This window comes from Denitratisoma oestradiolicum (assembly GCF_902813185.1).
GTDB lineage: Bacteria > Pseudomonadota > Gammaproteobacteria > Burkholderiales > Rhodocyclaceae > Denitratisoma > Denitratisoma oestradiolicum.
Genome location: NZ_LR778301.1, coordinates 2,191,558 through 2,203,769, shown reverse-complemented (window position 1 = coordinate 2,203,769; position 12,212 = coordinate 2,191,558). Strand labels below are relative to the sequence as shown.

At 62.4% G+C, this 12,212-nt stretch carries 8 protein-coding genes; 4 read left to right on the top strand and 4 right to left on the bottom strand.

Annotated features, from left to right (window positions below; all coding sequences use genetic code 11):
* Nucleotides 1-260: 260 nt before the first annotated feature.
* From DENOEST_RS10115 to DENOEST_RS10105, 3 genes are all read left to right on the top strand, one after another.
* The gene (locus DENOEST_RS10115; protein WP_145770851.1) at nt 261-2,027 is read left to right on the top strand and encodes a diguanylate cyclase domain-containing protein; all 1,767 of its coding nucleotides are present in this window, start codon (nt 261-263) and stop codon (nt 2,025-2,027) included.
* 42 nt (nt 2,028-2,069) lie between these two features.
* A complete protein-coding gene (gene uvrB, locus DENOEST_RS10110) occupies nt 2,070-4,115 on the top strand; it encodes an excinuclease ABC subunit UvrB (RefSeq protein ID WP_145770850.1) in 2,046 nt (681 codons plus the stop codon).
* 68 nt (nt 4,116-4,183) lie between these two features.
* On the top strand, nt 4,184-5,713 hold the full coding sequence (locus DENOEST_RS10105) for an acyl-CoA carboxylase subunit beta (RefSeq protein WP_197970581.1): 1,530 nt from the start codon (nt 4,184-4,186) through the stop codon (nt 5,711-5,713).
* Nucleotides 5,714-5,737: 24 nt separating this feature from the next.
* Here the strand turns inward: DENOEST_RS10105 and DENOEST_RS10100 are convergent, their stop codons facing one another.
* The 4 genes from DENOEST_RS10100 to DENOEST_RS20520 all read right to left on the bottom strand — a co-directional run bounded on the left by DENOEST_RS10100 (nt 5,738) and on the right by DENOEST_RS20520 (nt 9,997).
* Nucleotides 5,738-6,694, bottom strand: a complete 957-nt coding sequence (locus DENOEST_RS10100) for an HD domain-containing protein (RefSeq protein ID WP_145770849.1) — start codon at nt 6,692-6,694, stop codon at nt 5,738-5,740.
* 357 nt (nt 6,695-7,051) lie between these two features.
* On the bottom strand, nt 7,052-8,446 hold the full coding sequence (locus DENOEST_RS10095; RefSeq protein ID WP_145770848.1) for an amidohydrolase family protein: 1,395 nt from the start codon (nt 8,444-8,446) through the stop codon (nt 7,052-7,054).
* Complete coding sequence (locus tag DENOEST_RS10090; protein WP_197970580.1) at nt 8,440-9,846, bottom strand: CoA transferase; 1,407 nt, start codon at nt 9,844-9,846, stop codon at nt 8,440-8,442. The genes DENOEST_RS10095 and DENOEST_RS10090 overlap by 7 nt, the downstream gene beginning before the upstream one ends.
* A gap of 16 nt (nt 9,847-9,862) precedes the next feature.
* Entirely contained in the window at nt 9,863-9,997 is a 135-nt protein-coding gene (locus DENOEST_RS20520; RefSeq protein WP_269475906.1) for a hypothetical protein, read from the bottom strand.
* 283 nt (nt 9,998-10,280) lie between these two features.
* Between DENOEST_RS20520 and DENOEST_RS10085 the strand changes: the two genes are divergently transcribed.
* A complete protein-coding gene (locus DENOEST_RS10085) occupies nt 10,281-12,203 on the top strand; it encodes a PrkA family serine protein kinase (protein WP_145770847.1) in 1,923 nt (640 codons plus the stop codon).
* Nucleotides 12,204-12,212: the final 9 nt, after the last annotated feature.

The window sequence follows — 12,212 nt, the reverse complement described above, 5'->3', positions numbered from 1 at the left end:
GTCTCTTTTCACCTGGCGATTTCAGCAAAGGCGGAGGGACTTTCTCAATGGGAGGGGATTGTCCCACGGGGCAGAGGTTTCGAGTGACGGGCAAACGATCCGTATGCCGATGGCCCGGTTGTGCCCCCAGCCACTGAGTCTCCCCGCCCCTTGGTGCAGTACTCAAGTAAACTGCTGGTCATAGAGGTGTGGAGCGGGCGGCGGGGGCTGGCCGGCCGGGCTTCGTGGATTGCCGTGCAAATGCTGTTGGAGGTGCCTCAATGTTCCCGGTTCATCGTCCGCTGATTCGCTGGAACGCCCGTTTCGATACCGGCCATGCCCAGATCGATGCCCAACATCGGGAATTGGTGAATTTACTGAACCGCTTTGCCGCAGATGTAGAGAACACCGGCAGCGATCACACTCGGCTATTTACCGCGTTCCGGGATGCCCTGGCCCGGCACTTCAAGGACGAGGAGGAGGCCCTGCGACAACTGGGGATCGCTCCCGAGCTGCTGGAGGCCCATGCTGTTCATCATGGCCTTTCCCTGGAACTGCTGGACAGCCTGGGCCAGCAACTGGCCAAGGACCCCAAGGAGCATTCGTCCGCTGTGTTGGCGGAGATTTCCCATTGCATGCTGGTGGATCTGTTGGACGAGGATCGCCATTGCTTCGTAGTGCGCAGCACCCGGCCGGGGGAGGTGGCCTCCCTGCCGGTGGAGCCGGTGTTGCAGGTCTTCAAGCGTCTGGTGGATCTGCTCAATGAGCATCATGAGCAGATCGTCCGGGCCCGGGACTACTACACTACTCTGCTGGATGATTTTCCTGCGCCGGTGTGCCGCACCGATGGTTCCGGCCGCTTCGACTGGTTCAATCGCACTTGGCTGAACCTGACCGGCATGGACTTGCCCCAGGCCGAGTCCCAGGGCTGGACCCTGGCTTTGCACGGGGAGGATCGGGAGCCATTTTTCAGTCGCTGGCGCATCTGTTTCGACCGACGGGCGCCATTTGTGATGGACTACCGCTTGCTGGATGCACGGGGTCAATATCGCTGGATTCATCATGTGGGTCGCCCCTTTTTCGACGAAGAAGGGGCGGAGAGCGGTGGTTTCCTGGGCTACATCAGCGTCTGTTTCGATGTCACCGAACGGCGCCAGGCGGAAGCGAACCTTCGGGTTTCGGCGGAGGTGTTCGAGCATGCCGAGGAAGCCATCATGATTACCGATGGCCATGGCTGGATCGAGGCGGTGAATCCGGCCTTTGTCAAAACCACCGGCTATGGTGCCGACGAGGTCATTGGCCAGTCGGCCAACCTACTGCGTTCCGGCTTGCATGATGAGTCTTTCTACCACGGGCTGTGGCAGTCCTTGATGGACAATGGGAGCTGGCAGGGGGAGGTCATGAATCGCCACAAGAGTGGCGAAATTTTCCCCTATTGGCTGTCCATCAGCACCATCCGCAATACCGAGGGGGAAGTCATTCGCATGGTTGGTGTGCTGACCGAAATGTCGCCCCTGCGGACTTCCCATCGGGGCCTGCTGCATTTGGCTCATCATGATGCGCTCACCGACCTGCCCAATCGCCTGCTGTTCGATGCCCGCGCCCAGCACAGCCTGGAACGCTGTAGCCGGGAGGGTAGCCGGCTGGCGATCCTGTTCCTGGACCTGGACAACTTCAAGCCGGTGAATGATCGTCTCGGCCACCATGCCGGGGACGAACTGCTGCGGGATGTGGCCGGCCGGCTGCGGGCCGCCCTGCGGGAAGAGGATACCGTGGCCCGCTTTGGCGGCGACGAGTTCGTGATCCTGGTGGAGCGGGTCGGCAGTGCCGAGGACGCCGGCCAGGTCGCCAGCAAGCTGCTCGAGCTTTTTCCGGTAGCCATGGATGGCAATGAACAGAGAGTCGCGGTGACGGCCAGCATAGGCATCAGTCTCTATCCGGACCACGGGCAGGAACTGGAAGCGCTGGTGGATGCCGCGGACAAGGCCATGTACCGGGCCAAGGAACAGGGGCGAAATTGCTTCCATGTGTATAGCGCCTGCCTATGATTCCCGGCTTTTCCTACGGATTTTCCCTGACCAACTGCGCCCATGGGTGAGCTGATCGATTTCCCCAACCGTGCTTTTCGCCTGCACCAGCCCTTTCCCCTGGCCGGCGACCAGCCGGAAGCCGTCGCCAAACTGGTGGAGGGCATCGAGGACGGCTTGTCCTTCCAGACCCTGCTGGGGGTGACCGGTTCCGGCAAGACCTACACCATGGCCAATGTGATCGCCCGCCTGGGCCGGCCGGCCCTGGTGATGGCCCCCAACAAGACCCTGGCGGCCCAGCTCTATTCCGAGTTCCGTGAGTTCTTCCCCGAGAACGCGGTGGAGTATTTCGTCTCCTACTACGACTACTATCAGCCGGAAGCCTACGTGCCGGCCCGGGACCTGTTCATCGAGAAGGATTCATCCATCAATGAACACATCGAGCAGATGCGGCTCTCGGCCACCAAGAGCCTGATGGAGCGGCGCGACGTGGTGATCGTGGCGACGGTGTCGGCCATCTACGGCATCGGCGATCCGGTGGATTACCACAGCATGGTGCTGCATCTGCGGGAGGGCGAAAAACTGGGCCAGCGGGACATCATCCGCCGCCTGACGGAAATGCAGTATGAGCGCAACGAGGTGGAGTTCCAGCGGGGCGTCTATCGGGTGCGGGGGGACGTGATCGACATCTTCCCGGCGGAGAACGCCGAGAACGCGCTGCGTGTCACCCTCTTCGATGACGAGGTGGAGTCCCTCTCCCTGTTCGATCCCCTCACCGGCCAGCGCCGGCAGAAGCTGCCCCGCTTCACCGTCTATCCTTCCAGCCATTACGTCACCCCCCGGGGCACGGTGCTGCGGGCGGTGGAGGCCATCAAGGGGGAACTGCGGGAGCGCATCGAGTTCTATCAGAAGGAACAGAAACTGGTGGAGTGTCAGCGCATCGAGCAGCGCACCCGCTTCGATCTGGAAATGCTGGACCAGTTGGGCTTCTGCAAGGGCATCGAGAACTACTCGCGCCATCTCTCCGGCCGCCAGCCGGGTGAGCCGCCCCCCACCCTGATCGACTACCTGCCCCCGGACTCCCTGCTGTTCATCGATGAGTCCCACGTCACCATCGGCCAGGTCGGCGGCATGTACAAGGGGGATCGTTCCCGCAAGGAAAACTTGGTCAATTACGGCTTCCGCCTGCCTTCCGCCCTGGACAACCGGCCCCTGAAGTTCGCCGAGTTCGAGGGCCTGATGCCCCAGACCGTGTTTGTCTCAGCCACGCCCTCGGCCTACGAGGAAGAGCACCAGGGCCAGGTGGTGGAGCAGGTGGTGCGGCCCACGGGCCTGGTGGACCCGGTGGTGCTGGTGCGGCCCGCCCTGAGCCAGGTGGATGACGTTCTGAGCGAAATCAAGAAGCGGGTGGCGGTGGAGGAGCGGGTGCTGGTGACGACCCTCACCAAGCGCCTGTCCGAGCAGCTGACCGATTACCTGGCCGACAATGGCATCCGGGTGCGCTACCTGCATTCCGACGTGGATACGGTGGAGCGGGTGGAGATCATCCGGGACCTGCGCCTGGGGGAGTTCGACGTGCTGGTGGGTATCAACCTGCTGCGGGAGGGCCTGGATATTCCCGAGGTGTCCCTGGTGGCGATCCTGGATGCGGACAAGGAGGGCTTCCTGCGCTCCACCCGCAGCCTGATCCAGACCATGGGCCGGGCCGCCCGTCACCTCAACGGCACCGCGATTCTTTACGCCGACCGCATCACCGACTCCATGCAGCGGGCCATGGCCGAAACTGAACGGCGCCGTGAAAAACAGCTCACCTTCAATACTGAACACGGCATTGTTCCCAAGGGTGTCACCAAGCGCATCAAGGACATCATCGACGGTGTCTATGATGCCGAATCAGCCAACCGGGAGCGGGCACACCTGAAAGCAGCGGAAGAGCAGGCCCGCTACGAGGCCATGAGCGCAAAGCAACTGGCCCGGGAAATCAAGCGTCTGGAAAAGGCCATGCAGGACCACTCCAGGAACCTGGAATTCGAACAGGCTGCCGCTGCCCGGGACGAATTGTTCCGGCTGCAAAAACTGGTCTTTGGTGGCGAGGCCCACGACGCTTGATATGGCCTTGGCCGATGTGCTTCCAGGTGTTTTTGATTTTTTCTGTGTTTATTTAATTCGGGATGGCAATGACTGCAAAAACATCAAAGGCGAGTGGCTGGGACGCGATACTGGGGGAATTGGCTCGGCGCCAGGCCGCCAGCCGGGAAATGGGTGGAGCAGAGCGGGTTGGGCGCCAGCGGGCTTCCGGCAAGCTTGATGCCCGTCAGCGCATCGAACAGCTCTTCGATCCGGAGACTTTCGTTGAAATTGGGGGCTTGGTGGGTGGGCTGACACCCGAGGGGGGGCACCCCACGCCGGCAGATGGGCTGGTGGCCGGTTTCGGCAGAATCGAGGGACGGATGGCCCTGGCGGCTGCCGAGGACTTCACAGTACTGGGCGGCTCCATCGGTGATGGTGCGGCAGACAAGCGTTACCGGCTCACACAACTGGCGGCCCAGGAAAGGGTACCCCTGGTTTTCATGCTGGAAGGTGCTGGGCATCGACTGACCAATACGCATGCCGGTCGTCGCCCCAACGATTTGCAGGGCTTGGCAGAGTTGTCTGGTCAAGTGCCCATGGTCTGCCTGGTACTTGGGGCCTCGGCCGGACATGGGGCGCTGACCGCGCCCCTGTCGGACTTTGTCGTCATGAGCGAGAACGCCTCCATGTTTGCCGCTGGCCCCCCCCTGGTGAAGGCCGCCATCGGCGAGGATGTGACCAAGGAAAAACTGGGTGGCCCTCAGGTCCATGTGGTCGAGTCGGGGGTGGCCCACAATCTGGCGGCGAACGACCAGGAAGCCATTGCCATGGCCCGCCGCTATCTTTCCTATTTTCCCCTCAATGCCTGGGAAACTGCACCGGTGCTGGCCGGTCCCGATACGGATCCCCGCGTCCTGGATGGAATCCTTGATCTGATCGATCCCAATCCGCGCCGTGCCTACAAGATGCGCAAGGTGCTGGAGTTGTTGGTGGACAAGGGCAGTCTATTCGAGGTGCAACCCCAGTTCGGGGCTTCCATGGTTACGGCCCTGGCCCGGCTGGGAGGGCGCAGCGTGGCCATTGTCGCCAACGATCCGAGTGTGTTGGCAGGCACTATTGATACTGCTGCCGCCGACAAGGCTACCCACTTCCTCGACGTGGCCGGAGCCTTCCATCTGCCGGTGATATTCCTGGCCGATAACCCAGGGGTGATCGGCGGTACGGCTGCCGAGCGTCAGGGCACCCTGCGTCATGCCGCCCGGATGTTCGTGGCCCAGCATCGCTTGCAGGTGCCCAAGCTACACGTCACGATCCGCAAGGCTTTCGGTTTTGGCTCGTCCATCATGGCCATGAATCCCTTCGACGGTCAGACGATTTCCCTGGCATTTCCCGGCGTCACTCTGGGGGCCATGCCGGTGAACAGCGTTGTCGAATCGGCCAAGCTGGACGAGGCTACCCGTGCCCGCATCGAGGCCGAACAGGCAGGCGGCTCCTATCAGGTGGCGGATATTCTGGGTTATGACGATGTTATTGATCCGCGTCAGCTACGCAATGCGCTGCTGCGTGGACTGGCACTGAGTGAGGGGCGCCGCAACCAGAATCATCAGCCGGTAAGATTGGGGGGGGTTACGCCTTGATAAGTGCGTGACTGTACGGGAAGCCTAGTTGTGGGTTTCCAGTTCCCGTACTGATGGAATCACGGGTACGGGCTTGCGGCGCAGGCCCGTGAAGTCGTTGGATGCAATCAGTTGGCGCAGATAGTCCAGGTTGCGCTGCACACCCCGTGTATAGGGATCATCGCCGCCGAAGTGATAGGCGATATTGCGGTAGACCTTGTCGAAATCCTCGTCCAGACGCTTTCTCACCAAGTGCTCGTAAAAGCTCGGGGTTTTGCGTAGCAGGTCTTCCGGTGAGGCATAAAGCATCAGAGTTTCACCGTTGGGCCCAATGCTTCGATCCGCGCCTGCATCCACAAACTCCTGATACAGATAGTAGCGACAACGCTCCAGATAATAGCGGCCTGACAGTTGGCTGATCAGGTCCGCTGTACCCAACATCTGGCCGATCAGATAGAACTCTCTGGGCCGGCCGGCCAGGGTTTCCGAAATGGGTTTGGCGAAATTCGTGGCGTGGATCAGTTCTGCCTGGTCGGCGAACCGGGTAAAAGCGCCTTGCGCCAGATAGCGCCTCATGAAGTCAACGCCCCGCTGTTCATGGTCATTGATCAGGCAGGCGCCACAGAGATGGACTTCACTTTCCCGGCGCAGGAAACCGATGTCGTGATAAAGGGCCAGCATGATGGCAAGTACAGCGTCGTCTGCATTCAGGTCGGGGGCATTTGTGCCGTGGCCCGATTGATAACCATCCACCATGCGGGCCATGAGCAGCGCGGTGCCCAGGGAGTGGCGCAGGTCGTGATAGGGTGTGTCGCAGGGCAGCAGACCCGGATACCGGCCCCAGAAGGCATCCTTGATGTCGGAGAAACCATGGCGCAGTGTGCCTGCGTCGAAGTGGCCATAGCGCTGTTTGAGTATGGCGCACACCGCATCCGAGACTGCCGGCGGGTCGGCGAGATTGACCGTTCCGGTGACGTCGCATTGTATGAGTCTGGTAAGCATGGGGGAGTCTCCGGAAAGAGGCTTGATGCCCCTTGAATTAAGAGCCTATTTCAGTAGGGGCCGCATCCCGCGCCGTCGGTCTTTGGGATGCGATGCAAGGCGGAGGGAGCGCCGCATGGTCATTCCATGCCAGCGACCGACAACGCCGCAGCGCGCCCAAAGCCCGGCGGCCCTTCGGGTTGTGTTCAGGGCGGGCGATCGCTGCGTTGCGCGGCTTGCGAAGGGAACAACCCTTCGCTGCGCCACGACGCCTTGCGCTCATCCCGCCCTGAGCACAACGCGGGGTACGTCCCCTACTGAAATAGGCTCTAAGCAAGGGCCGGATTCTAATACTTGTTCGGCATATATGCGATGGCTTCAGCTTTCCTCTGCGTTCCAGAGGCGCCGGCCCTGCCGCCAGGTTCCCCGCACCACCACGGCGCCGAGCCGGGGCCGGGCATTTCTCCAGGGGCGATCCAGCAGGCACAGGTCGGCCGGGGCGCCGATTTCGATGGGTCGCGACGGTCCTCCGGGATTGTCGGCCGTGCCGGTGAACAGAGCCAGGGTCTGTTCCGGGTTCAGGGCTTCCTCCGTGCCCAGGGACAATCCGGCCGCGGTGCGACGGCACACGGCAGCTTCCATGGACAGCCAGGGATTGGGGTTGCCATAGGGGGCATCGCTGCCGGCGGCCAGGAGAATGCCGGCTTCCAGCAGGCCCCGGGCCCGGTAGAGCCAGGGCAGGTCGGCCTTGTCCACGTCGCGCAGATAGGCGTCGCCCCGCTCCAGGACGAAATTGGGCTGGGTCACCACGGTCAGTCCCAGGGCAGCCAGGCGGGGCAGGGTGTCTGGGGGGGCAACGGCACCATGCTCGATGCGGTCGCCGGGCAGGACTCCCGCTGCTTCCAGGGCCGCGCTGGCGAAGACCAGTTCGGTCAGGGTGACGCAGTGAATGGCTACCCTGCGGCCGGTCTGGTGACTGCGCCGGATGTCCGCGCAGAGGTCGTCGAAGGGAGGCAGGTCGGCTTCGTGCAGATGAATCTTGTAATGACCCGGCGTCACGTCTCCCTGGGCGATCGCACCGTCGAGACGGGCATCACCCATGAGCAGCACTGCCTGGGGCAGGTGGCCCCGGGCCTGCTCGGCGGCGAAGTGGGCCAGCTCTTCCGGGCCGTTGTGCTGGGAAGTGTCGGTGACGCCGGTGATACCATGGGACGCAAGCAGTTTGCCGACGCGCTCCAGGGACGGAGGACGGCTGCCCAGACGCCGGCGCAGCCAGGCATCGGCATCGTGGAGCCGTCCCCTGGCCAGGTCCTCCGTGAATTTCGCGGGGATGTCGGCGCCCAGGTCTTGCAGGGCGCGGGAGTTGAGAATCCAGAGGCGGCCACTGCGATGCTGGATGCGCAAGGGACGGTGGGGCACCACCCGGTCCAGCCAGTGCCGGTCGATGTCGCCGGCCACGGACTCGTGGTAGCCGATGCCCCGCAGCCAGCCATCTTCCGGTGCCTCGGCAGCGGCCTGGGTCAGGGCGAGGGTCAGTTGTTCCGGGGTGCTGACCCGGGGAGGACCGCAGGGAATGGAGTCCAGGGCGGCGGCCAGGGCCAGCAGGTGAATATGGTGGTCATGGAGGCCAGGCAGCAGGGCGCCTCCGGCGGCATCCAGCACCTCTTCACCGCTCCGGGGATGGATTTGGTCGCCAATGTCGGTGATTGCTCCCCCTTCGATGCGCAGGTCGGACAGGGTGTCACCGTGAATCTCACAGTGGCGGATCAGCATGGGATGCCCAGTTCCGTCAGGATCGCCCAGGTATCGGCTCCCAGGGGCCGGGCTCGGGAGGTGGCGAGGCGGGGCGTAGGCAGCCCGGTGGGCAGTCCGGCCTGATGGGCGAGGGCGCCCCATTCCTGCCAGCGTGCGTAGCGTGCCTCGGTCGTGGGGGGCAGGGCATGGCGCAGACAGTGGCCGACCACATCGTTCAGGGCCAGGGAAATCAGGCGCCCGCCGCCGCCCAGATAACTGGCCCAGGCCACCAGGACGGCGTGAAGTCCGGTCAGGGGGTCGGCGATGGCATCGCCACAGAAAAGGGGCAGTCCGGTGAGTTCCAGCAGCAGGCCCGAGAGTCCTGCTGCCACGCCGGCATCGTCCCCATAGGCGACCCACTGGGCCTGGGGTTCGCCCCGGCCGTAGCCGGTGAGGCTGACCCAGGTGAGGCCAGGGTTTTCCGCCAGCACTTCTTCCGCTATGACGCCCAATTGGCGCAGTGCCCGGGGCCGGGAGCCTTCGATCACGATGTCGGCGGCCAGCAATAGACGGCGTAGTTGGTCGACACCCTGGCGGGACTGGAAGTCCAGGGCCACGCTGGCTTTGCCCTGGTTCATCAGATGGTAGAAAGCCGCCGGACCCTGGCGGGCACCATCCGGCCGTTGCTGGCTTTCCACCTTGACCACCCGGGCGCCGGCCTTTTGCAGCAGATGGCCGCATAGGGGGCCGGCCCAGAGGGAACTCAGGTCGATCACCAGGGGAGTGTCCCGACGGTGGCCCTGGCTGGACGGGCCTTCATGTTCGATGCTGTACCAGGAGCCATCAGCCGGCGCCGGCATGGCCAGGGGCGCCAGAGCCAGCCCCAGCAGGCGTCCCTGGTCCAGCAGCGCCGAGGTGGTGCGGCGGGCGAGCAGGGCGGGGAGGGCCTCCCAATTTGGCGTCACATCGGTTTCCAGCCAGGCCGGCAGTAATTGCCAGTCCTCCTCCCGGCTGAGGCTGAGGGCCAACCAGCCATCCGCTGTGGCCAGCAGGCGGCAGCCACCCCCGGGTGAGATGGCGCCCTGGCGACCCAATCCGGCCAGAGCAGCCCGCTCCGACAGCAATCGGGCATCGGGCAGAGTTTCCCGGAGGGCATCGCCCGCCAGACTGGAGAAGGCGGTCAGGACACCTTGGACGCAACTGGCCAGAGGCGTCGGACCCATCAGGGGCTCCCGGCCCGGCTCTCCGGTCAGGACCATCAGCCCGCTATAGGCCCAGGCCAGGGCCGGATGCTGGTCGCCCAGCCCGACGCTTTCCCGAACCTCAGCACCGAGGCTGGTGAGCAGGGTACGGCCGTAGTCGCTGGCCAGACCTTGACCCGCCAGACGGCAGGGGTGGCCGGATAAGGGCGTATATGGATGGAGGCTGGTGGAATGCATGCCTGGTTGGCGCGGATCAGTCCATGGTTTCAGTCAGGGTGATGCAATTGGTATTCACGCCAACCGTCGCTGCGTTAACGCGACCATGGTTATCTCCACCTGGATGAATGTTCTCCCTGGCGTATTGGAAAGTGGTGGAGATGGTCAACATCAGGGTTCCCGAATCATGAGTGAGGGGCTCATTCTAACGGGCAAGGGCAGTCTCTTCGGAAAGCGCTGCCTGTCATCCTTTTGTTACGTGTCGAATGCTGCGCAATGAATGCTGCACTTTCCTCCGCTTTTTCGAGGTTGCTCCCATCGTTGGCCGCGACTAAGTTGAGACTGAACAGACTATTCGACGCTCCTCTCAAATCACACGTCGGATTGTCGTAGAACTTTTTCAGTGTCACAGTGTTCATACGGTTGTAGTACTTGCACTCTGAGGAGGGTCTGTCATGTCGATCTTCGCCCGCTACCAGTCCCGATACGAGGCGTTTCAGGAAGAGGAGATGTCCCTTCAGGAATACCTTGAGCTCTGCAAGCGAGATCCGATCGCCTACGCTAGTGTCGCCGAGCGCATGTTGCTCGCCATCGGCGAGCCTGAGTTGATGGATACCCGCACCGATCCTCGGGCTTCACGCATCTTTGCCAACAAGATCATCAAGATATATCCGGCCTTCCGCGAGTTCTACGGCATGGAGGAGGTGATAGAGAAACTCGTCTCCTACTTCCGCCACGCCGCTCAGGGGCTCGAGGAAAAGAAGCAGTTGCTTTACCTGTTGGGCCCGGTGGGCGGCGGCAAGTCGTCCCTGGCAGAGAAGCTCAAGTATCTGATGGAGTTGGTGCCTTTCTATGCGGTGAAGGGTTCGCCGGTCCATGAGTCGCCCCTGGGTTTATTCAAGCCCGAGGAGGACGGCCCTATTCTCGAGGAGGACTTCGGTATCCCGCGCCGCTACCTCAATACCATCATGAGCCCCTGGGCGGTCAAGCGCCTGCACGAGTTCAACGGTGACATCACCAAGTTCCGTGTCGTCAAGGTGTACCCGTCGGTGCTAAAGCAGATTGCGGTGTCCAAGACCGAGCCTGGCGACGAGAACAACCAGGACATCTCCTCACTGGTGGGCAAGATCGATATCCGCAAGCTGGAGCACTACTCCCAGGACGATCCCGATGCCTACAGCTATTCGGGAGGACTGTGCCTCTCCAACCGGGGCATCATGGAATTCGTCGAGATGTTCAAGGCGCCGATCAAGGTGCTGCACCCCTTGCTGACGGCGACCCAGGAAGCCAACTACAAGGGGACCGAGGGTTTCGGGGCGATTCCCTTCGACGGCCTGATCCTGGCCCACTCCAACGAGGCCGAGTGGCAGAGCTTCAAGAACAATCGCAACAACGAGGCCTTCCTCGACCGCATCTACATCGTCAAGGTGCCCTACTCGTTGCGGGTGTCCGACGAGATTCGCATCTACGACAAGCTGTTGCGCAACTCTTCCCTGGCGGCCGCGCCCTGCGCGCCGGACACCCTGCGCATGATGGCCCAGTTCTCGGTGCTGTCCCGCCTCAAGGAACCGGAGAATTCCTCGATCTATTCGAAGATGCGCGTCTATGATGGCGAGAACCTCAAGGACACCGACCCCAAGGCCAAGAGCTATCAGGAGTACAAGGACTACGCTGGTGTCGACGAGGGCATGACCGGACTGTCCACGCGCTTCGCCTTCAAGATACTCTCCAAGGTCTTCAACTTCGACCACCGGGAAGTGGCGGCCAACCCGGTGCACCTGATGTACGTGCTGGAACAGCAGATCGAGCAGGAACAGTTCCCGGCCGAGATCGAGGAACGCTACCTGCGCTTCATCAAGGAATTCCTGGCGCCCCATTACGCCGAGTTCATTGGCAAGGAAATCCAGACCGCCTATCTGGAGAGCTATTCCGAGTACGGCCAGAATATCTTCGACCGCTACGTCACCTACGCGGACTTCTGGATCCAGGACCAGGAATTCCGCGATCCGAACACCGGCGAGATGCTGGATCGGGGCGCCCTCAACGATGAGCTGGAGAAGATCGAAAAGCCGGCCGGCATTTCGAATCCCAAGGACTTCCGCAACGAGGTGGTCAACTTCGTGCTGCGCGCCCGCGCCAAAAATGACGGCAAGAACCCGGCCTGGACCAGCTACGAGAAGCTGCGGGCGGTGATCGAGAAGAAGATGTTCTCCAACACCGAGGATCTGCTGCCGGTGATCTCCTTCAATGCCAAGGCCAGTGCCGATGAGCAGAAAAAGCATCAGGACTTCGTCAATCGCATGACATCCAAGGGTTATACCGAACGGCAGGTGCGCCTGCTCGCCGAGTGGTACCTGCGGGTGCGCAAATCCTCATAGCGCCGCGAT